This window comes from Pseudoalteromonas sp. TP27, from assembly GCF_056470645.1.
In genome coordinates, this window is the sequence record NZ_JARDAK010000019.1 from 1 (window position 1) to 21,693 (window position 21,693).

Here is a 21,693-nt window from a genome sequence, read left to right on the forward strand (position 1 = left end):
TAACCCACTTACTGACGGTTGATTTACCCACTCCCATCGCTTTGGCTGCTTCTTCTTGAGTATAACTTTGGTCAACGACAAGTTGAGCCGTTTCTAATTTTATTGCTGCAGAATACGTTGCGCGTTTTAATTTCGTCATTTTTTCACCCAAATTTGTATGCAAATAGCATAACATTTCTTTCTTAATGGGTGGCCAAAATCACTCTACCACTACAGTCTAGTTTAGCTCCAGAAGGGTAAGCCCTTTTAACCTAAAATAAAGCCACTCAAGCACCCGTAATTCCTTCCAAAACGCCAATTAAACAATATCAAACACATCTTTATATTCTGCGTAAAAGTACAGTAATAGATTGAACCAAAATAGGAACTCAGCTATGGTTTGTTTATCAATAAAAACAAATAAAAAACGAGTTAATCTACAGGCTCGTTATGTTTCTATCAAGAAGGAGTCAATGCATTGACCCAATTATTATTTACTTCCTCTCTACCCAAGTTTGCATTTATCTAATGTAAAATACTTTCAACGTTTGAACAAAAGCAACACACGTATTTAAACCAATAAATTTAATCAAGGGTAAATAAAATGAAAAACGTAAAATTAACTTTAGTAACAGCTCTTTCTGTTTTGGCTTTAACTTTTGCAGGCGTGGCATCAGCGGATAACAACAGCGGATCTGATAACCATAAACAACAAAATGAAGTTACTTATACCAAGAAGGTAAATAAAAACGTTAGTAAGAATAATACGAAAACAGTAGTCGTTACTAAGAACGTTAAGAGTACTAACAAGAAAGTTGTTGTTAAAAGTACCCCAGTCAAAAAGGTTGTCGTTACAAAGACAGTGGTAAAACAGCCTGCTAAGACTAAACAACAATTTTATACTGTTCGTTCTGGCGATAATTTGTCACTTATTTCTGCAAGAACTGGAGTTAGTGTGAAGAAGCTTGCAAAATTGAATCAGATTAAGCATGTAAACAACATACGTATTGGACAGATATTGATAATTCTATAATTTTAACTCAGCATTTAATTATAGATTTTTAAAAGACACCCCACCTTTTGGCGGTGTTTTGTATTCGCTAGATAGGTTGGTCTAACGATAATCAGCCCAACTTTTCCATATCTAAAACAATCTATTGGACTTCGTGCCTCAGCTCAACCTACAGAAAGGTTGATGAAAAGCCGCCCAGCTGAACGAAGTGAGACAACCAAGGAGCAATGCGACGCCGGCCCGAAGGGTGAGTTTGAAAAACTCATGAAAAGTAGGGAGTGTAGTGAAACAGTGATTTTGGTCATCCCTTAAGAATTAGTTAAATTGACAATGCACTATTTTTTACTTTTATTGCTAATGTATATTCGTTTTACATTAAGCAAAAAATGACCTTGTTTTAAATTAATATTACTAAAATAAATAGCAGAACTGTTAACAATGACCTTTTATACCCCTTTATTACAGCCTCATTTTAAGCACATTGAAATTGGCGATACGCTTACATCACTTTGGAGTGGGTGTGGCAGTATTGTGCAGTGCCAGCTTGATGATGAGCCATGTGCTGTTAAGGCAATAAAAATACCCCGTTATATACAGCATCCTAAAATTAAACAAAGTGAAGTTGCACTTAAAAGAAAGCAGTATTCCTATAGCGTTGAATATACTTTTTATAAGCTTTATAGCCCGCATTTACCAGTACATGCGCAAAGTGTTGACTGTATAAGTGCAATTAATAAAGACGATGAATACGCATTGGTGTTTAAAGACTTCACCAAACATGGGTTTACTCAAGCAGAGCCACAACATGTTAAAGCTATATTAAAGTGGCTTGCGCACTTTCATGCATTTAACTTAAATAAGCCCGCTGATGGGTTATGGCAGCAAGGCAATTATTGGCATTTAAGCACACGACCAGATGAGTTTAATAAATTAAAAACAACGGATGATAAAAAGTCCGATATTAAAAATGCTGCACATAAAATAGATGAGCAGCTACAACGTTGTGCATACAAAACGCTGATTCATGGCGATGCAAAACTTGCTAACTTTGCAGCAAATGAGAGTGGTAAAATACTCGGTTATGATTTTCAGTATATAGGTGCAGGTTGCGGGATAATTGATGTAATGTATTTTATGACCAGTTGCTTAAGTGATGCACAATTACACGAAAGCGCTGATGAGTATCTTGCGTATTATTTTGATAATTTAAATGCTGCTATTGCTACTTATCATCCTTTAGCACCTGCCGATAAAATAGCTGACGATTGGCTCGCTTTATGGCCTGCTGCATGGGCTGACTTTTATCGATTTTTATCTGGCTGGAGCCCTGAGCATCAAAAAATAAATAGTTATATGCAACAGCAAGTAAACAGCTGGTTAGCGAGTAACATTTAATAAACACAAAGGGTTGATGGCTTGCATAAATATCAAGCAAAACAATACATTTTGGCACGATGTATGAAAATCTCTTTAAAACTACAGGTCAAATGACCTTTTTTAATATAAAATACCGCAAATTCTTCTATCACTAGGTTTACATCATGGCTATTCACGTTATTTCTCACCCTCTTGTTCAACATAAATTAGGCCTAATGCGCGCGCATGGTATTAGCACTAAAAGCTTTCGTGAATTGTGTTCTGAAGTAGGTACTTTATTAACCTACGAAGCAACAAAAAACCTACAGTTAGAAGATAACGAAATTACAGGCTGGGATGGCAATAAATTAAAAGTAGAGCATATTAAAGGTAAAAAAATTACCGTAGTGCCTATTTTGCGTGCTGGTCTTGGTATGATGGACGGTGTTATGCAGTTATTACCAGCGGCTAAAGTAAGTGTTGTTGGTCTTGAACGTAACGAAGAAACACTAGAGCCAGTACCGTATTTTGAAAAGCTAGTAGGTAATATTGATGAGCGCTTAAGTTTAGTTATTGACCCTATGCTTGCAACGGGTGGCTCAATGATTGCTACAATCGATATGCTTAAAAAAGCAGGCTGTAAAGAAATCAAAGTAATTGTATTAGTAGCCGCACCAGAAGGTGTAGAAAAAACACTTACAGCACATCCCGACGTAGAAATATTTACAGCCTCTGTAGATAGCCACTTAAACGAAAAGGGCTATATTATCCCTGGTTTAGGCGATGCGGGCGACAAAATATTCGGTACTGTTTAGGAGTCTTAAGTGCAAAATAATGACACCTTTTCAATAAAAACTATTTTAACGGGCGCGCAAATGCTGTTTGTAGCATTTGGTGCGCTGGTATTAGTGCCGCTTTTAACGGGCTTGGATCCTAATGTTGCGCTTTTTACCGCAGGCATAGGTACTTTGCTGTTTCAGGTAGTGACTAAAGGCCAAGTACCTATATTTTTAGCTTCATCGTTTGCTTTTATTGCACCTATTATTGCCGCTGTGCAAATGTGGGGCGTGCCGGCCACTATGGGCGGCTTAATGGTGGCGGGTTTTGCTTATATGCTTTTAAGCTTATTAGTAAAATTTAAAGGCGTTGCAACGCTTCATAAATTTTTACCGCCTGTGGTAGTAGGCCCAGTAATTATGGTGATTGGCCTTGCACTTGCACCTGTTGCTGTAAATATGGCAATGGGTAAAAGTGGCGACGGCAGTATTCAAATTATTGATTACACCAGCGCTATTTATATTTCGTTGTTCTCGTTAGTGGTTACGCTTATTTTTGCAGTATGGGGAAAAGGCGTATTTAAGCTAATACCTATTCTGGCAGGGGTTGTAGCGGGTTATTGTTTATCGCTCGGTATGGGCGTTGTGCAATTTGACGCAGTAACTAACGCACAGTGGTTTGCTGTACCAAACTTCACTTGGCCTGAGTTTAAATGGCAAGCTATTTTGTTTATGGTGCCTGTAGCAATAGCACCTGCAATTGAGCATATTGGCGACATGATGGCTATTAGCCAAGTAACCAATAAAGACTTTTTGAAAAAGCCTGGGCTTCACCGTACTTTGTTTGGTGATGGCCTTGCGACTTCTGCGGCATCATTATTTGGTGGCCCGCCTAACACTACTTACTCAGAAGTAACGGGGGCAGTTATGCTTACCAAAAACTTCAATCCTAAAGTAATGATGTGGACAGCTGTTATTGCCATTATTTTAGCCTTTGTTGCTAAAATGGGATCTGGCTTACAGACTATACCTGTACCTGTAATGGGCGGTATTATGATCCTACTTTTTGGCTCTATTGCTGTAGTGGGTTTAAATACATTAGTTAAGTCGGGCGATGATTTAACCGCGCCGCGTAACTTAAGTATTGTTGCACTTATTTTGGTGTGCGGTATTGGCGGTATGCATATTGGTGGCAGCCAATTTAGTTTAGAGGGCGTAAGCCTTTGCGCTATTTTAGGAATAGTACTTAACTTAGTATTACCAAAAGCAGAGCCTGAAAAAGTTTAATTTTGCACATTAGCTAAATAGATTGCACCATAATAGCGCATTTATAATGCGCTATTTTTTTAACCTATTAATAAATATATAAAAATAATAATGGTCTAGTATCTGCATTTAACTCCCAGACGCATTGTATGCAAAGGAGTAACTATGTCAGAGGCCAATATTGTGGATATAACCCCGTTTTTAGCAAAACACCAACTGCCTTTAAAGTATCAATATTTGAGTGAGCAATATTTTGTTCCACTCGCGCATGACATTCTCGAATCTAAAAAAACAAATACTCCTATTTTTGTTGCCATAAATGGATGCCAAGGCTCAGGAAAAACAACGCTCGCCGACTTTTTAGTTACGTGGTTTTCTAAAAACACACCACTTAACAGTGTTGCATTGTCGATTGATGACTTTTATTTAGCAAAACAAGCACGTACTGAGCTTGCCAAAGATGTACATCCTCTTTTTACTACTCGAGGAGTACCGGGTACTCACGACGTAGCATTAATGAATAGCACAATAACTAACTTACTGGCAGGAGAGGTAAACGTACCGCTTCCACGTTTTAATAAACACGAAGACGACTGCGTGCCAGCAAGTGATTGGCTAACAAACGAAAAGCCAGTTGATATTGTTATTTTAGAAGGGTGGTGTGTAGGCAGTGAGCCACAACCGTTGTTTTCATTGAGTGAGCCACTTAACGAGTTAGAGCAACTGTTTGATAAAGAAGGCGTTTGGCGCCGCTGTGTAAATAGCTGTTTAGCAAACGAATATAAAGCCGTTTTTAACCTAATTGATTATACCGTTATGCTAAAAGCACCGAGTTTTAGTGATGTTTTTACATGGAGACAAGAGCAAGAACAAAAGCTAATAGCCAAAAAAGGTGAAGGCTCAGGCACCATGACTAACGAGCAATTGGTGTATTTTATTTCTCATTTTGAGCGCATTACGCGTGAGAACTTAAACACACTGAGCGCTAAAGCAAACGCTTTAATTGAACTTGATAGCAACCGCGATATTAGCGGTATGCACCTAACGAGTGATGACACACTTCAACCTATTATTTTTACAGATTTGGACGGTACATTACTCGATCACGCTGATTACAATACAAATAATATCAGTGAGTTATTACAGCAGCTACAAAATGCGCATATTCCTGTGGTGTTTAATACCAGCAAAACTTTTTGCGAAGTTATCGAGCTTAAAAACGATTTAAATATTCAACAGCCTTTTATTGTAGAAAATGGTGCCGCGGTATTTATTCCAGAAGACTATTTTGAATTAAAGCCAATTGGTTGTAAAAAAGTAGGCGCGTACTGGTGTTATGCAATGGCAAAGCCGTTATCTAGTTTATTAAAGGACTTAAATACTTTAAAGGCGGATTACAAAGCACATTACAAATTGTTTAGTGACTTATCGAGTGAGCAAATATCAGAGCTTACCGGTCTTAGCGATGCACAAGCAAGGCGCGCACAAACCCGCGATTATTCAGACCCTCTTTATTGGTATGGCAATGACGAATTACTCACAGCCTTTGTAAACGATGTTGAAGCACTCGGCTACGATATAAAAATTGGCGGGCGCTTCATTCATATTGCCAAAAATACCGATAAAAGCGCTGCACAGCAGTGGTTAGTTAAACAGTTTACCCATCATTTCAGAAAGCCTCTCACGGTTATAGCTCTAGGTGATAGCGATAACGATAAGCAAATGTTAGAGCACGCAAATATCGCCATTATTATCGCCAATCCGGCGAGTAAAAAGCCGGTTAAATTGTCGCACAACAAAGCACGATACTCTCAATCACCGGCACCGCTGGGCTGGATTGAAGAAATAACATCGTTGCCGTGCATTAGCAGTATTTTAAGTATTTCTGAGGAGCAAACATCTCATGGCTGATTTTTATCAAAATGGCATTATTACAACATTACATAACATTGCCGACAGACCAATCGAGGATCTAGAAAAAGAGCTACTTACCTTTAGTAAGCAGCGTCCAATGGGATTAATACTACCTTCATTGTTTAGTGAACTTGAAGGCCCTGCGCTTCAAAATATAGTGAGTGAATTACGCGAAGTACCGTATTTATCGCAAATTACTATTGGGCTAGATAGAGCCGACGAAGCACAGTACCGTCATGCACTTGGCTTTTTTAAAGAGTTAAACCAAAACCACAAAGTATTATGGAACGACGGCCCACGCTTACAAGCACTTGATAAAGAATTACAAGAGCTAGGCGTTGCACCGCGTGAGCTTGGTAAAGGCCGTAACGTGTGGTACTGCATGGGCTATAAATTAGCAACAGCGGAAGTGGAATCTATCGCGCTGCACGATTGTGATATTTTAACTTACGACAGAAGCTTACTAGCGCGGTTAATTTACCCTGTTGCGCACCCGCGTTTTAACTATGAATTTTGTAAAGGGTTTTACCCGCGTACTGCTAATGGCAAAATTAACGGCCGTGTATCGCGCTTATTAGTAACGCCATTACTTCGCTCATTTAAAACTATTTTAGGCAATACAGACTACCTTGAATATATGGACTCTTTTAGATACCCACTTGCAGGTGAGTTTTCGTTTAGACGCGATGTATTAAACGATATTCGCATTCCAAGTGACTGGGGCCTTGAAATAGGTGTACTGAGTGAGATGTATCGTAACTATTCACATAACCGCTTGTGCCAAGTAGATATTGCCGATAATTACGATCATAAGCACCAAGAACTTTCGCTTGATGACCAAAGTGCAGGCTTGTCTAAAATGTCGATTGATATTACTAAGGCATTGTTTAGAAAGCTGGCAACTCAAGGTGTTACTTTTACCAGCGAAACAATTCGCTCACTAAAAGCAACGTACTACCGTATTGGTTTGGATTTTATAGAAACCTACCACAATGATGCGCTTATGAACGGGTTAACGCTTGATGTACACCAAGAAGAAAAAGCAGTAGAAATGTTTGCACAAAATATTATGGAAGCAGGTCAACACTTTCTAGAAAACCCAATGGAAGCGCCATTTGTGCCAAGTTGGAACCGTGTTGTATCAGCGATGCCAGATGTACTTGAGCGCTTAAAAGAAGCCGTAGAGCTAGATAACGAAGAATATAGTTAACCTGCGCGCAGGTTAACTAGCCTATAAGTCTAAACAATAAATATTAGGGGCGCATGTGATTTCAGTTAGCGAATTATTTTTACAACGAGTAGAGCAACATCTTCATATTATTTATGAGGGGGTTGAGCTGCCTTTATCGGTTACTGAGCTTGCTCAGCAACTTATTAAAATTATATTAGGTAGCAATACACTGCGCGACCCGACACCCCATACAAACCGATGGGATGAACAAGATATAGTATTGATTGCTTATGGCGACTCTATTATTAAACATGATGATAGTGAATTTGCCGTATCGAGCCCAATGGAAGCGCCACTTAAAACACTACACAGGTTTATAAGAGAGCAATGTGATATGCAGCTAAATGCCTTGCATATATTGCCATTTTATCCGTACAGCTCAGACGAAGGCTTTGCCGTAATGAACTATGTGCAAGTTAACGAGTCGTTAGGTGATTGGGGCGATATTCAAAACATCGCTAAAGATGTAAAGCTAATGGCAGATTTAGTTATAAACCATTGCTCAAGCAGAAGTGTATGGTTTGAGAACTTTTTAAATGATTTACACCCGGGTAAAGATTACTTTAAAACGGCCAGCTTAACGGATGATTTAAGCCAAGTTGTGCGCCCGCGAACCTCATCGTTATTAAATACTGTAACAACGCCAAGCGGCGAAAAACACGTGTGGTGTACGTTTAGTCACGATCAGGTTGATTTTGATTTTGCAAACCCCGATGTGCTTAAAGAGTTTGTGGGAATAATTAGGCATTATTTAGACAATGGCGTGCGTTTATTTAGACTCGATGCTGTTGCATTTTTGTGGAAACAGCTTAATACAAGTTGCATAAATTTGCCGCAAACACATGAAGCCGTAAGGCTAATGAGAACACTTATTGAGCACGCAGAGCCCAGCGTAGTTATAATTACCGAAACCAATATTCCAAACCAAGAAAACCTATCGTACTTTGGTAACGCAAACGAAGCGCACAGTATTTATAACTTTGCCTTACCGCCATTGTTGCTACACACATTACTTAGCGGCGATAGCACAGCAATTAAACATTGGATGATGAGCATGCCGCCTGCGCAAAATGGTACGGCATACTTTAACTTTATAGCCTCGCACGATGGAATCGGGCTCAGACCCATTGAAGGTTTACTACAACCGAGCGAAGTGGCATCACTAGTAAGTACAACCATGCAGTTTGGTGGTCGTGTATCTATGCGCACAAGTAACGATGGCACACATACACCGTACGAGCTAAATATTGCTTTATTTGATGCACTACAAGGGACGCACAATGGCCCCGATAAGTTTGGCCTTGAGCGGTTTATGTGTGCTCACGCCATTATGTTTGCGCTTGAAGGTATCCCAGGGCTTTATATTCATAGTTTGTTGGGTACAACTAACGACTATGACCGATTTGAAAATTCACAGCATAATCGCGCTATAAACCGCCATCGTTGGCAAGAGTCAAAACTACTGACTGCAATTGGTGAAAAGTATAGTCATCATCATAAAGTGTTTAACGGCATAAAAAGCTTATTGGCAGTACGTAAAAAGCAGGGGGCTTTTCATCCTAACGCTACTCAGTTTACGCTGCATCTAGCAGGTGGGTTATTTGGCTTTTGGAGGCAAAGCATTGACAGGCGCCAAAGCATATTTTGTGTTTATAACATTAGCGATAAACCACAAACACTCACATTGGCTGACCTAAATTTGATTAATACTCAAAAGTGGTTTGATTTAGTTGCCGATAAAACAATTGAAGAAAGCCAATTAACAATAGAGCTTGAGCCGTATCAAAGTGTCTGGCTGAGTAATATTAAGTAAATGCTAACTCTTTAAAAAGTCTGCAAATGCAGACTTTTTTATTGCCTAAATTCTGTGGTTGTTTACTGTAAAGCCCCTTTACACCAATTAATAGCATATTCTTTCTGTAGAGTTACTTTCATCACTATAATTGATATAATTAGCCCTCTTTTATTTATAGGGTTTTTCATGAAGTATTTTTATTTAGCTATTACGTTACTATTTAGCTCGTTGGCTTTAGCCCAGCAGCCAGTCGATCTTGAAATAAATATGAAAAACACCGGCCTTGCATACAAACAAGCAGTGCAGGCTACACAGATTGACGAATTTAATACCGCAATCGATGAATTTATTAAGCTGGTAAAAGTAAGTAAAACGGCTAAGTTTTACAAAAAAGCTGAACAATCATTACAAGGCCTTGATAAAGTGATTGCCCAAGCTGAACTTGCAAAAAAAGCAGCAAACGAGCAGGGGCTAAGTGCTGCAAAAGAACCACTGAAAAATATAGATAATTTACGTAAAAAATATCATGAGTTACACGAGCCTCCAGGGTTCTTTGAATTACTATTCGGTTCATAAACCTAAACTCTATGTATCTTTAGTAGCTACTTTTAAGCTAATTGCGTTAAAGGTATCTGCAGCAATAAATATAAGGAAACACAATGGAAATTTCAGTTTCAATGTTAGAAGGCCAAAAGCAAAGCGCTAAATTTGGCGACCTAGAAGTAATAAGCGATCAAAGTGTAAATGCTGGTGGCAACGCAGAGCATCCAGAACCATTTGATTACTTTTTAGTAAGTATGGTTTTATGTGCAGGTTTTTATGCGCGTAAGTTTTGCGAGCAGCGTGATATTTCTACTGAAGGTATGACGCTTACTCAAAACAACGAAAATGTAGATGACAACGGTAAAAAGTTATTTTCAATTGAGATTAACTTACCAGATGGCTTCCCTGATAAGTATAAAAAGGCGCTTATTGCAGCTGTAAATACCTGTACCGTTAAAAAAGTGATTCAGGCAGTACCTGAATTCTCGGTAGTTATTAAATAACCACCTGCTTATAAAGCTTAAAAATACCGCCGAGTAACATTAAAAACCCGGCGGTATCACTACAACAATTCTGCTATTTTTTCTTCATACCTTGCACTGCTTTAAAGCGTGGGTTGTTTTTACAAATTACAAATACACGGCCTTTGCGTTTTACAATTTGACACCCCGGACGTTGCTTCGCACTTTTAAGAGAGCTTAATACTTTCATACCTTTTCCTTTTTAACAGTCGATAAGCTTTTAAAACGGCGATTAAACTGCGCAACGCGACCATCTGTAGCGGTTGTTTTTTGCTTGCCTGTATAAAATGGGTGCGAGTCACTTGATACATCAATAGGTACGTATGGGTATGTATTACCGTTTATTTCTACTGTGCGGCTCGTTTTTATGGTTGAGCCAATAATAAAGTAAGAATCGGCAGCGGTATCGTGAAACGCAACCACGTGGTAGTCAGGATGAATATTTGGTTTCATATTACGCCTCAATAAATGATATGTGATAATGTATCATTTTAATTTAACGTATTTATTCCCTCATTGCAAATTATTTAAATGTTCCTCAAAAAGGCCGTAATTGCTGGCTATTTGTGCAAACAAATCAAAAAATAAGCACTTGAATTAAAAATGCTGGCTATTGCCGTTTAGGCTGTTATAACTATATTTAAGAGTTAAAAACGTTAACAAATACGGTTATAAAGTTATTACAGAGGTTATGTATGAGCGACGCAACACAACAACAAGAACAAATTGATCAAGGGGTGATGGAAACCCTAAGAGAGCGCGACCACAGTACCTTGGCGCAGCAATTAAACCCTTTAACCTGCAACCATAACGATATTGTAGAATTATTAGCGCGGTATATGGCACTTAGTGAACAGGAAGACGATGAGCTGTTCGATGATTGGTTTGATAACCTAACTAAAGAGCAACATACTGTTTTAAAAGTGTTTGAAGTTTATCGCGGGCAGTATGAACACCAAAATTAGTTGTAAAGCTATTTCATTATTAAGTAGCCGCAGTTAAACAATTACGGCTACTTTCATTAATTTAAAACGTTAGGTCGAACAGGGCTTGATTATTTATATAGGCTTTTTTCTCGGCCGCATGACACGCCATACATGCTCCTTTTGCAATATTAAAGGCGGTTTTATGGTCACTAGGTTTACCGTCAAGTAGCGAGGTTTGAACTTTTTTCCACAAACCACTGAATAAAATTGCATTAGCGTTGTGTGCACGTGCAGGGCGTTTTAGTGTTCCATTTTGAATGGTTGTTTTAATTTTACGCCACTGATACTCCGCAAACTCCGGGTTGTTCCTTTCAACAGCCTCATGCATTTTTTCAAATCGTTGACCAACCTCTAACATGGGTTGATCAAAGCCTCGCAGGTATTTTTGTATAATAGCAAAACGATCTTGCTCAGTTGTTTGATTGAGTATCCAATCATTTTGGTTTTTGGCGATTGAGTTAAAGCTAGTAGCGAAGAGAAAAAAGCTAGATGTAAGAAAGAAAGATATTCGCATTATTTTACCTGTTTATTTGTTGATATCGGAATTCGATATTAGTGAATAAACATATAAAACACAAGCTAAAAGAGGTTCACATTGAAGCACAAAGAGTTATTTAGCGGTTTTATTCGCTTACATGTTTTATATCATGCTGCTAAATCGCCAATATACGGAGCATGGATGATAGAAGAGCTTGCTGAACACGGTTATAAAATGTCGCCGGGCACACTGTACCCAATGCTTCATAGTATGCATGGCAAAGGCTATTTAGAATGTGAAAAAAAGATTCATGATGGGCGTTCTAAAAAGTATTACTCATGCACACCACTTGGTCTTGAAGCATTAGCCGAAGCAAAAAACAAATTAAAAGAATTAAAATTAGAAATTAAAAGTTAGCTATTGTTTAGCTAAAGCCTGTTGTTTATAAGCTCAAACGTGGTTTTATATAATTTAAGAATGCTGCAATTAGTGGCAATATCACACTATTTGTATAATATCAGTTGCATTAAATTAATGATCTATTATGGCGTTAATAAAATAGCGAAATAACAAGGTAGATTTAACATCTAGTTGTTCTCGGCAATTGCTCTATCTCCTGCATCCTCGCAGGCGTTTTGTATAAAAGCATGGCCTTCCTAGCGAAGTTTTTCAAGTTAGTATGTTCAATTAAGTAAAATAATGATTTGTGGTTAACTTAAGACCTGTTCCTGGTTGAAATACAGATGGTTGCTTTATTACTCATGTTTGGAATGATAATTGCTTCTTTAATTATAAAAATAAAGTCGTCAATTTTTAGACACATGAGGCAAAAATGAATTTTGGAACTCTTTCTTCGCAGTTATACAATGACAATAGCTATTCAAGCCTAAGTAATTTAAATAAAAACACTGTAAAAACGGATGATCCTAGTAAAAGTGAAGAGGCTAAAGCAGACTCTTCTTTAAGTAAAAATGCCGAAAAAACTACGATCTCGACTGCAGCTACTGAAGACGCAAAGTCTATCACTAGCAGCGAAACAGAAGATTCGAGTGACAATTCAGCGGTTCAAATGAATAAAGCGATCGAATCAATTAAGGATTTGCAGAGTAAAATAAGAGAAATGACCAATAGTTCTGATACGCCCACAGGTGAAGCGGTAGAAGAGCTAAGCGAACTTAGAAAGCAACTGGATAGTGAGCTAGCGTCGATACAATTAACAGTGCGAAAAAATGTATCTACTTTAATGGATTCAATGTTTTCATCATTTTCAGATAATAAAAATTCAGGTTTGCTTTTTAATAACCAAGCATAATTTAACTTACTTTTTAATATAGTTATAAACTAAGCCGTGATTTTATAAAATCTAAAAAAGCCACAATTCGAGACGATACCGCACTGTTTTTATAATACACGGCTTGTATAATTTCTCGGTTATTTGGCGAGCTAATTGCATTGGGTAGCACTTCAACTAATTTACCTGTTTTTAGGTCATTGCCAATCATAAAGTGAGAAAGTAGCGCAACGCCTTGGTTTGCAATACATAGTTGGCGCACTGTTTCGCCGCTGCTTGCGCTAAGCGAAAACGTGAATAAAGCGGGTTTTACTAATGGCCAGGTATTTAATTTAGGGGAGTCACTAAAACCAATTAACTTATGATTTTGTAAATCATCAATTTGCGCAATTACTGTGTTGTTTTTTATATATTCTGGGCTGGCTACAATACGTAACTGACTGCTGCCGAGTTTACGAGCATGTAAGTTTGAGTCTTTTAAATCACCAATACGTATGGCTAAATCGGTTTTATGTTCAAGTAAATCAATAATGCTGTCGTGTGAGGTTATATCAAGTGTTATGTGAGGGTATTGCTTAGCAAATTCGCCAATTAAAGGCGTAAGTTGGTGTAATACAAAAGGGCTTGCAGCATCTATTCGCAGCTTGCCACTTGGCGCTTGTTTTAAAAGCTTTATGGCTTCTTCACCGGTATAAAGCGTATTTAACCCCTCGCGCGCATATTTTATAAAAGTATGGCCCTCTTCGGTAAGTTCTAATCGGCGTGTTGTTCTGTTTAGCAAAGTACATTGCAATGTATTTTCAAGGCGTGATACAGCTCGCGACACTTTAGCCACCTGTTTATCGAGCAAATTAGCCGCTCCCGAAAAGCTTCCGCAATCTACTACCGTTATAAATGTTTCTAAATCTTCAGTTTTTGAATGAACAGCCATAAGTATATCAACACCATTTTTGCATTATTAACAAAAGTATTTTGTCACTAATGCTATTTTTTGCAAACGATATTTTAGCCAAACTACATTCTTCATATATTAATGAGGATATAACTATGCCATTGGCTTTGTGGGCGCTTACCTTAAGCGCATTTGCAATAGGAACAACTGAGTTTGTAATAGTGGGATTAGTTCCTACCATTGCAAACGACTTGGGCGTAAGCCTACCTTCAGCGGGTTTGCTTGTAAGTTTATATGCGGTTGGCGTTGCTATTGGTGCGCCGGTGCTAACAGCTTTAACGGGTCGTTGGAATCGTAAAGTGGTATTAATAAGCTTAATGGGCTTGTTTGTATTGGGCAACTTACTCGCTTGGCAAGCGCCAAGTTACGAAACACTAATACTTGCGCGTATTTTAACGGGGCTTGCCCATGGTGTGTTTTTCTCAATCGGATCGATGATTGCTACTAGCTTAGTAAGCAAAGATAAAGAAGCCAGTGCAATTGCCATTATGTTTACCGGGCTTACTGTAGCACTAGTAACTGGTGTGCCATTAGGTACATGGATTGGCCAACACTTTGGTTGGCGTGCAACGTTTTTAGTTGTGTCGGTATTAGGTTTAATTGCATTAATTGGCAGCTCTATTTTAGTACCAAAAAACTTAAAACAATCAATACCAGCAACGTTTAAAGAACAACTACAAGTAATTGTAAAACCGCGTTTATTACTCGTATATTTAATGACTATATTAGGCTACGGCGGCACGTTTACAGCGTTTACTTATTTAGCACCTATTTTAGAGCAACAAACAGGTTTTGCGCCTTCGGCTATTGCTTTAATAATGCTTGTTTACGGTGTATCTGTAGCAATAGGTAATATTTGGGGTGGAATGTTAGCTGACAAACGCGGCCCAATTAGCGCACTGAGTATTATATTCAGCGCTTTGAGTATTATTTTACTGATATTTACCTTTACGATGGAATCAAAAATTGCGGCTGTACTTACTATTCTAGTCTGGGGCGCATTTGCTTTTGGTAATGTACCGGGCTTGCAACTTTATGTAGTAAAGCAAGCGCAAAAGCACACGCCAAATGCGGTAGATGTTGCATCAGGTTTGAACATAGCCGCATTTAATATTGGTATTGCACTTGGCTCAATTATTGGCGGTAGTGTAGTAGAGAATATGACTCTGCAAGATACAGCATGGATAGGCGCTGTTATCTCTGTTTTAGCACTCGGTGTTACACGCTGCAGCGGTATGCTTGATAAACGTGAAATTCAGTAAGCGTAAACTATCCTTTGTTAAGGTTGAAACTAAAATTAATGACCTCATACCTGTTATGAGGTCATAGAATTTTAAGTGACAGTCGTAACAAGAAGTAAAAGGTGTATTTCGTAAAGCTTTAAAAGAGCTTGTTTTTAACCGATTATTTTACAAGGAACAACCATGACAAAACGTGTAATAGAAATGCCAGAACTCGGTATGGGAACATTCCGCTTAGAGGGCGACACTGCCTATAACTCAGTAAAAATGGCACTAGAAGTTGGGTTTCGCCATATTGATACCGCACAAATTTATGGCAATGAAGAGCAAGTAGGTCAAGCTATAAAAGACAGCAATATTCCCCGCAGTGAAATATTCTTAACCACCAAAGTGTGGAATAACAAATTAAATAAAAGCGACTTTATCCCAAGCGTTAAAAAGTCACTTGAAAAGCTACAAGTTGATTCGGTCGACTTACTGCTAATTCATTGGCCATCGCCTGCTAACGACGAGCCAATGAGTGAATACCTTACTGAATTATTAAAAGCAAAGCAGCTTGGTTTAACTAAGCACATTGGTGTTTCTAATTTCACTATTGCAAACTTAAATGAAGCAATGCAAACGCTTGACTCACGTGAAATATTTACCAATCAGGTTGAGGTACACCCGTACTTAACTAACACTAAATTACGTGCTTTTTGTGCCCAGCACGACATTCATGTAACGGCATATATGCCATTTGTTGTAGGTAAGGTGCTTAAAGATCAAACCATTATCGACATTGCTAAAAAGCATGATGCAAGCCCGGCACAAGTTGTTTTAGCATGGGTTAACGCCAATGGCATGACGACAATTCCATCATCAACTAAGCGTAAAAACTTGGAAGATAACTTTAACGACCATGTTAAATTAGATGATGAAGACATAGCCCGCATTGATGGCTTAGATTGTGGCGACCGCCAAGCAACACCCGACTTTGCGCCGCAGTGGGATCAGTAAACTTACCTCAAACGCAAAGTTAAACAAAATATTCTAAGGTGTAGATTATCTACACCTTAACTTTTATAAGGAATACACATGTTAACGGTTATAGCTGCACTGTCGTGCAAAAATATTGATGCAGATGTAATGCTTACAGCACTTGAAAACTTACAAAAGTCATCGCGCCAAGAAGTAGGGTGCTTACGTTATGAACTATCGGTAAAAAGCGATGATGAACATACAGACTATGTAGTTAGCGAACAATGGGCGTCTGATGAGCACTTTGAAGCGCATAAAAACGAGCCACACTTTAAAGCGTTTGGTACGCAAGTTACTGGGCTTTTAACCAACAGTAGTATTGATGTATATAAATCAATTGGTTAAGCAGTTTTATACCACTTAGCTAAACTACATAACTAAGTAAATACTCAAGCAGGTGCTGTTAACTTACATCACCTTTTATTCTTACACTCTAACCTACCTAAATACTATACTTCCCCAATATATCAATGAAACCTAATAGGACTCTTTTTTGTTAATTCGCAGTGTGGCGAAATCTAAAGTGCTCCATAACATTATTAAAAGTCGTTTTTTGTATCACAAATTACTCTAATAAATGGCTTATTTAATTTATTGTTTACATTAAAGTTCTCTGGTGTAAATATAGAAACACTCATAGGCACTGTTAAGTGCCTTAGCGCATGGAAAGTATAGTGAACGATGTAACATCAATCACTAGAAAATTGCTAGCTAAAAAATCACAGCCAATAACGCCTTAATAGCTTTAAGCTGTATCAATTTATATGGAGATAATAATGAAAAAATTAATGGCAATAGTCGCGTTTTTAGGCTCTGTCTCATTTGCACAAGCTAATGATAGTTTTGTAGTGAACGCTAAATTTTATGATAATAAAAACCTAATTGGCTCACCTACTTTAGTTGTAAATTCAAACGAAGAGGCATCAGTTTCAGTTGATAATTCCTATAGCTTTGCCCTTACACTAACGCCAATTGATGACTCGACCGTAAGCTTAGCAACCGACCTGAAATTAGGTGAAAAACATATGGCACCTTCTTTAGTTGTTGAACTAGGCAAAGAAGCAAGCATAAATATTGATGGTAAAGAGCTTTCAGTTTTAGTAAATAAATCAAGCAGCTAATAAGTTAAAATTAGGAGTATAATTAATGAGAAACTCAAGAAATGAAATAGTAAAATATGGAGTCTCTTTTGGTACAGCCCTAGCAATTGCCATTTCATGGAGTGCTAACGAGTCTGTGTTATGGGCAATCTTGCATGGTTTTTTATCTTGGTTTTATGTTATTTGGCATGTAATTACGTGATAAGTGTTTTCGCGTGTGCACTGGTTGATTATGTAGATTGCGGTCAATGTTAATACTCGAGCAATTACCATTTAAAACGATTAAGTTAAAAATATAAAAGGAATAATTAATAATGAAAGGTGCGGGTGGAAGCTCTGGTGGTATTGGGCATTTTTTTATTGGTTTGATTATGATGTGCGGTGGCTTTTATATGCTGCTAAACGCAATTTCTGTAACCTCTAATTTTGGACTAAGTTCTCGCATTTATAGTGTTAATGCTTTAGGTGGCTTTGGCGTTACAGGCGGCATGGTTATGATCCCGTTTATTTTTGGTGTGGGTCTGATTTTTTATAATTCTAAAAACATTTTAGGTTGGGTGCTATCTCTAGGTTCGTTAACCGCACTAATATTTGGCGTTATATCGAGTGTTCGATTTAGTATGCGAACTATGACGTCGTTTGATTTGATTGTTATTATAATTTTAGCGTTTGGCGGCTTAGGGCTGTTTTTACGATCGCTTAAATCTATTGATACTTAACCTGAGCTCTGGTCAAGAGATTTACTAACGTATTGAATCATGGTGATATTTAAATTTATTTTCTCTAGCCAGAGATTTTCAGTGAAAACAAGGCGAACTTAAGTGCCAATAGCTGCTCGAGATAGATTTATTATCCAGAGTTCAGGTTACTTAGTATGATCATTTAAACAGTAAGTGCTTGTGGCTAAACAGGCCAAGCAAATTGCCTAAATGAGATGTTAAATCTTGGACGGGTTGTTTTAGGCGCACTCGCTAGAGCGTGTTGGTAGTTGTCTTGAAATCCTTGGCCCATGATAAGGAGTGAGCCATCTTCTAGCGTGAGACTATGCTGCTCTTGAGTGTTACGTTGGCTGCGGATTAAAAATTCGCGCTCTGCACCTAAACTTATTGACGCAATAATATCTGTAGGGCCAAACGCGGGTAGATCACTATGAAAGCTTAAGCTTTCTTCTCCATCTGGGTAATAAAGGCACACCGCCACACTAAATTCGACACCCGTGAGATCAGTTATTTGCTGTTGTAATTGGCTTAAAAGAGGGAACCAAGCACTGTGACGACCATGATATGAAGGAAAAAGCTGGGATTGTTCTAATTTGGGATCTAAAAAAATCATTCGCCAAGGGAAAATACGTATTTTACTGCCATCAGGCATTTGCATAAATTCAGGCTCATTAAGATTACAATGTGATGCTAACCATTCATATATGGCAGTACTATGTGAGCGAGGCATAAACTGTGAATGGTAAGACGCATCGCAACTTAGTGGCAGCTTCATTTATTAATTCCTTTCATGGTAATACTTATTCTAATTTGAGCCTAGTCGCTTTTAGCTCATTAAACGCAATCTTTGCTCTAAAATTAATAATACAGCCCACCAACTAGCGAGCTGTTTGTCTATCACTTAATTTAAGTTATTTAATGATAGAGAGCAATGCCGGGTTTGTAACTAGATTACGCACGCCATGAGCATGATCTTCGTTAAAGGTGTTACTTTCACACCATTTGCCAATGCTGTTTATATCTACTTTAGCCACTTTTGGTTTAACTGACCATGTTACTTGAAAAGGAGCGCGAGCTTCGTTGTAACTCGGGCCAGTAGTTGAGCTGCTATAAACAACAGGTTCACCCGTATTTGTAGGTGTAGCAATCGCTTGATAGTAACCTTTAACGAATGACACAGTGCTTATTTCAGTAAAATCAAGTGCGTTAGCATCGTCTACTAACACATACACTTGCGCTTCAACACGTAGTTGTGGATTTTTAATCGAATCACTTAAACAGCTACCTAAAGTCGGGCCTGGTTTAACAATTGCTGATGTATGAACGTTATGCACTTCAATTGTATTGCCAACTGAAAGTGAACCGTGAATACTTGGACAAATCTGTGCTTTTATAGGTTTACTCTCGTTTTTAGTTAAAGCACCTGAATACAAATAACCACTTTGAAACCTTTTTCCGTCGCCATTACCAGCATATTAACTAAACTACCCACGGCATGCTCTGCATTTTTATGAAAATGGATATTACATAAGTTCATCTGGGATGACGTAGGAGATGGCGAAAAACGACGATATTTTCGCCAGTAAAGTTATCAATATTACGTGGCGACTGCGGGCCAAAACCTTTGTTTTCTGTGTTTTTAGCAAGTGCTACGCGCTGCATTTTTAGGACATTGTCACTCACGCTTTCATGATTATCCTTAGCAAATCTAATTGCTTGTAAAATAATAACTATTTAATAGACAAATCGTACTTTAAAATAAGCGCATCTATGTAACGGGTGCGCAATGTGTGTTGTTTTTCATGATCGGCGCCGTGTCCTAGTGCTTTGTTTAAAAGCTTCATGGCTGGGTGTAGTAGCGATCTTTCGTCTTGGTTTAAACTCGCTTTACTGCGCAGTTCGGTAATGTCGTCAACTAATAACCTGCCAATATCTACCGAGACTATTTCGTCTATTAATCCATTTTGAGTAAGTACGCCGTACTTACTGCATAAAAACTGTTGCCAAACTTGTTGTAGGTGCTCATCTATTTCGCAGCCAAATAACTCTTCGTTAAACGTAAATCCTTGCTGAGCGAGTTTAGTTAGGCTTGCAGTATATTGCTGTGCAAAATAATTAAAAGCGTGGCTTGATGATTCTATTTTTTGTTTTAAAAGGCCTTGCCCCCAATTAACACAGCCGCGCGGGTAATAGTCGTCATACTCTTCGCATTCATATAAGCCTGAATATGAGCTGCAGCTGAGTTGGCTTTTAATACAGTAACTTGGTTTGGGGAAAACACTTCGCTCTTGCCAAGCTAAAAGTGTATCTGCATCTATATTTAATGCTTGGCACAGTTCATCGGTGTTATAAAAATGAGTTGCTAAGTAGTCAGATAAACGCATAAAGCCTCTGGTATCGTTAAAAATAAAACACTGTTTATATATACAGTTATTCATTTTGTATTACCAAACTTAATAACACAAGCGATTTTATAATTAAATGTGCGCTTACACCTCCAAAAGTATCGGCAATTATGTTACAAATAGCGCAAGTTTTATAAATAATGATTTTTTATGCGCACCCTAGAGAAAATTAAACAAGCAAGCCTTATTACAGCTATCAAAACGCCATACTTAGCAAACGGTGAAATAGACCTAGCAAAGTACGATGAACTCGTAGAAATACAAATTGCAGCGGGCGTTGATGGCATTGTAGTTGGTGGCACAACAGGCGAAGGCCAGTTAATGAACTGGGAAGAGCATTTAATGCTTATAGCGCACAGTGCAAACAAGTATGGCGACAAACTAGTTATTGTCGGTAATACCGGTAGTAACAATACCCGTGAAGCGATTAAAGCAACTAAGTATGGCTTTTCCAGCGGTATGGATGCAGCACTGCAAATTAACCCGTACTACGGACGTACGTCAATCGCGGGTGTTAAAGAGCACTTTAAGCGTGTGTTAGATATTGGTCCTGCCTTTATTTACAACGTTGCAGGGCGAACAGGTCAAGACCTAACACCTGATATTATTGAGCCACTGGCACAGCACGAGCATTTTATTGGTGTTAAAGAGTGTGGCGGCAATGAGCGCATAGCCCATTATGAACAACAAGGTATTGCATGTTGGTCGGGTAACGATGACGAAAGTCACGATGCACGCCATACGTACAAAGCGCATGGTGTGATTTCGGTTACTTCTAACCTTATACCTGGTTTGTTCCGTCAGTTAATGGATACTAAAAGTGATGATTTAAATGCGTCGTTACAACCATTAATGAACTGGTTGTTCTGTGAGCCAAACCCGATTGCTATTAATACCGCCATGATGATGACAGGCGCAGTAAACCCTGTATTTAGATTACCGTATTTACCGCTTAGTAATGAGCAGCAAAAAATCGGTTTACCACTTATAAATCAGTTAAATGAAGCTGATGTAGTGGGTGGTAAGGCGCAGAGCTTAAATTTAGCTAATGTGTTAACTCTTTCTTAATTATAGTTTTTTGGCCATTAGTAATGCGTGTTTACATGCA

26 protein-coding genes and 1 pseudogene are annotated in these 21,693 nt (G+C 38.3%); 19 read left to right on the forward strand and 8 right to left on the reverse strand.

The window, feature by feature from the left end; genetic code table 11:
* Positions 1-139 (reverse strand): helix-turn-helix domain-containing protein (locus PX700_RS17635; protein WP_197209075.1); only part of this gene is annotated, 139 nt, incomplete at its 3' end.
* Between the two features lie 444 nt (positions 140-583).
* Between PX700_RS17635 and PX700_RS17640 the strand changes: the two genes are divergently transcribed.
* The 9 genes from PX700_RS17640 to PX700_RS17680 all read left to right on the forward strand — a co-directional run bounded on the left by PX700_RS17640 (position 584) and on the right by PX700_RS17680 (position 10,375).
* On the forward strand, positions 584-1,012 hold the full coding sequence (locus PX700_RS17640; protein WP_479521445.1) for a LysM peptidoglycan-binding domain-containing protein: 429 nt from the start codon (positions 584-586) through the stop codon (positions 1,010-1,012).
* Positions 1,013-1,429: 417 nt separating this feature from the next.
* Positions 1,430-2,386, forward strand: coding sequence for a phosphotransferase (locus tag PX700_RS17645; protein WP_479521446.1), 957 nt, complete (start codon positions 1,430-1,432; stop codon positions 2,384-2,386).
* 146 nt (positions 2,387-2,532) lie between these two features.
* On the forward strand, positions 2,533-3,162 hold the full coding sequence (gene upp, locus PX700_RS17650; protein ID WP_002958676.1) for a uracil phosphoribosyltransferase: 630 nt from the start codon (positions 2,533-2,535) through the stop codon (positions 3,160-3,162).
* Positions 3,163-3,171: 9 nt separating this feature from the next.
* Complete coding sequence (locus tag PX700_RS17655; protein WP_479521447.1) at positions 3,172-4,410, forward strand: uracil-xanthine permease family protein; 1,239 nt, start codon at positions 3,172-3,174, stop codon at positions 4,408-4,410.
* A 144-nt stretch (positions 4,411-4,554) separates the two neighbouring features.
* Positions 4,555-6,300 (forward strand): HAD-IIB family hydrolase, encoded by a 1,746-nt coding sequence (locus PX700_RS17660; protein WP_479521448.1) that lies wholly within the window; start codon positions 4,555-4,557, stop codon positions 6,298-6,300.
* Positions 6,293-7,513 (forward strand): glycosyltransferase family protein, encoded by a 1,221-nt coding sequence (locus PX700_RS17665; protein ID WP_002958673.1) that lies wholly within the window; start codon positions 6,293-6,295, stop codon positions 7,511-7,513. The genes PX700_RS17660 and PX700_RS17665 overlap by 8 nt, the downstream gene beginning before the upstream one ends.
* Positions 7,514-7,568: 55 nt before the next feature.
* Complete coding sequence (locus PX700_RS17670; protein ID WP_479521449.1) at positions 7,569-9,347, forward strand: sugar phosphorylase; 1,779 nt, start codon at positions 7,569-7,571, stop codon at positions 9,345-9,347.
* Positions 9,348-9,515: 168 nt separating this feature from the next.
* Positions 9,516-9,905, forward strand: coding sequence for a cytochrome b562 (locus tag PX700_RS17675; RefSeq protein ID WP_197181612.1), 390 nt, complete (start codon positions 9,516-9,518; stop codon positions 9,903-9,905).
* Positions 9,906-9,988: 83 nt separating this feature from the next.
* Positions 9,989-10,375 carry an OsmC family protein gene (locus PX700_RS17680; RefSeq protein WP_479521450.1) on the forward strand — a complete coding sequence of 129 codons (387 nt, stop codon included), beginning with the start codon at positions 9,989-9,991 and terminating at the stop codon, positions 10,373-10,375.
* A gap of 73 nt (positions 10,376-10,448) precedes the next feature.
* Here the strand turns inward: PX700_RS17680 and ykgO are convergent, their stop codons facing one another.
* Together ykgO and PX700_RS17690 are read right to left on the reverse strand one after the other, a co-directional pair.
* Positions 10,449-10,583, reverse strand: coding sequence for a type B 50S ribosomal protein L36 (gene ykgO / locus PX700_RS17685; RefSeq protein ID WP_002958669.1), 135 nt, complete (start codon positions 10,581-10,583; stop codon positions 10,449-10,451).
* A complete protein-coding gene (locus tag PX700_RS17690) occupies positions 10,580-10,846 on the reverse strand; it encodes a type B 50S ribosomal protein L31 (RefSeq protein WP_479521451.1) in 267 nt (88 codons plus the stop codon). Before PX700_RS17690 ends, ykgO begins: the two co-directional genes overlap by 4 nt.
* A gap of 242 nt (positions 10,847-11,088) precedes the next feature.
* Here PX700_RS17690 and PX700_RS17695 point away from each other — a divergent pair, with 242 nt between their 5' ends.
* Complete coding sequence (locus tag PX700_RS17695; RefSeq protein ID WP_166421578.1) at positions 11,089-11,358, forward strand: hypothetical protein; 270 nt, start codon at positions 11,089-11,091, stop codon at positions 11,356-11,358.
* A 61-nt stretch (positions 11,359-11,419) separates the two neighbouring features.
* Here the strand turns inward: PX700_RS17695 and PX700_RS17700 are convergent, their stop codons facing one another.
* The gene (locus PX700_RS17700) at positions 11,420-11,893 is read right to left on the reverse strand and encodes a hypothetical protein (RefSeq protein WP_415637064.1); all 474 of its coding nucleotides are present in this window, start codon (positions 11,891-11,893) and stop codon (positions 11,420-11,422) included.
* A gap of 81 nt (positions 11,894-11,974) precedes the next feature.
* Here PX700_RS17700 and PX700_RS17705 point away from each other — a divergent pair, with 81 nt between their 5' ends.
* Both PX700_RS17705 and PX700_RS17710 read left to right on the forward strand, forming a co-directional pair.
* Positions 11,975-12,274 (forward strand): PadR family transcriptional regulator, encoded by a 300-nt coding sequence (locus tag PX700_RS17705; RefSeq protein WP_182196517.1) that lies wholly within the window; start codon positions 11,975-11,977, stop codon positions 12,272-12,274.
* Between the two features lie 415 nt (positions 12,275-12,689).
* A complete protein-coding gene (locus tag PX700_RS17710) occupies positions 12,690-13,169 on the forward strand; it encodes a hypothetical protein (RefSeq protein ID WP_415637063.1) in 480 nt (159 codons plus the stop codon).
* Positions 13,170-13,191: 22 nt separating this feature from the next.
* Here the strand turns inward: PX700_RS17710 and PX700_RS17715 are convergent, their stop codons facing one another.
* Positions 13,192-14,079: a LysR family transcriptional regulator gene (locus PX700_RS17715; RefSeq protein WP_479521452.1), complete on the reverse strand. Its 888-nt coding sequence runs from the start codon at positions 14,077-14,079 to the stop codon at positions 13,192-13,194.
* 116 nt (positions 14,080-14,195) lie between these two features.
* On the opposite strand from PX700_RS17715, the gene PX700_RS17720 reads away from it, so the two are divergent.
* The 6 genes from PX700_RS17720 to PX700_RS17745 all read left to right on the forward strand — a co-directional run bounded on the left by PX700_RS17720 (position 14,196) and on the right by PX700_RS17745 (position 18,180).
* A complete protein-coding gene (locus PX700_RS17720; protein WP_415637061.1) occupies positions 14,196-15,362 on the forward strand; it encodes an MFS transporter in 1,167 nt (388 codons plus the stop codon).
* Positions 15,363-15,524: 162 nt separating this feature from the next.
* Positions 15,525-16,340 (forward strand): 2,5-didehydrogluconate reductase DkgB, encoded by an 816-nt coding sequence (dkgB, locus tag PX700_RS17725; protein ID WP_222714733.1) that lies wholly within the window; start codon positions 15,525-15,527, stop codon positions 16,338-16,340.
* Between the two features lie 78 nt (positions 16,341-16,418).
* A complete protein-coding gene (locus PX700_RS17730; protein ID WP_002958660.1) occupies positions 16,419-16,706 on the forward strand; it encodes a putative quinol monooxygenase in 288 nt (95 codons plus the stop codon).
* Positions 16,707-17,137: 431 nt separating this feature from the next.
* Positions 17,138-17,482, forward strand: a complete 345-nt coding sequence (locus tag PX700_RS17735) for a hypothetical protein (RefSeq protein ID WP_479521453.1) — start codon at positions 17,138-17,140, stop codon at positions 17,480-17,482.
* Positions 17,483-17,507: 25 nt separating this feature from the next.
* Positions 17,508-17,663: a hypothetical protein gene (locus PX700_RS17740; RefSeq protein ID WP_415637058.1), complete on the forward strand. Its 156-nt coding sequence runs from the start codon at positions 17,508-17,510 to the stop codon at positions 17,661-17,663.
* A 112-nt stretch (positions 17,664-17,775) separates the two neighbouring features.
* Positions 17,776-18,180, forward strand: coding sequence for a hypothetical protein (locus PX700_RS17745; RefSeq protein WP_002958658.1), 405 nt, complete (start codon positions 17,776-17,778; stop codon positions 18,178-18,180).
* Positions 18,181-18,364: 184 nt separating this feature from the next.
* Here PX700_RS17745 and PX700_RS17750 read toward each other — a convergent pair whose 3' ends face one another.
* The 3 genes and pseudogenes from PX700_RS17750 to PX700_RS17760 form a co-directional block, all read right to left on the reverse strand.
* A complete protein-coding gene (locus PX700_RS17750) occupies positions 18,365-18,955 on the reverse strand; it encodes an alpha-ketoglutarate-dependent dioxygenase AlkB (protein WP_415637057.1) in 591 nt (196 codons plus the stop codon).
* Between the two features lie 136 nt (positions 18,956-19,091).
* Positions 19,092-19,842 (reverse strand): annotated as a pseudogene (locus tag PX700_RS17755) (delta-class carbonic anhydrase).
* A gap of 68 nt (positions 19,843-19,910) precedes the next feature.
* Positions 19,911-20,564 (reverse strand): DUF6058 family natural product biosynthesis protein, encoded by a 654-nt coding sequence (locus tag PX700_RS17760; protein WP_415637083.1) that lies wholly within the window; start codon positions 20,562-20,564, stop codon positions 19,911-19,913.
* Positions 20,565-20,735: 171 nt separating this feature from the next.
* Here PX700_RS17760 and dapA point away from each other — a divergent pair, with 171 nt between their 5' ends.
* A complete protein-coding gene (gene dapA, locus PX700_RS17765; RefSeq protein WP_415637056.1) occupies positions 20,736-21,653 on the forward strand; it encodes a 4-hydroxy-tetrahydrodipicolinate synthase in 918 nt (305 codons plus the stop codon).
* The last annotated feature ends 40 nt before the right edge of the window (positions 21,654-21,693 follow it).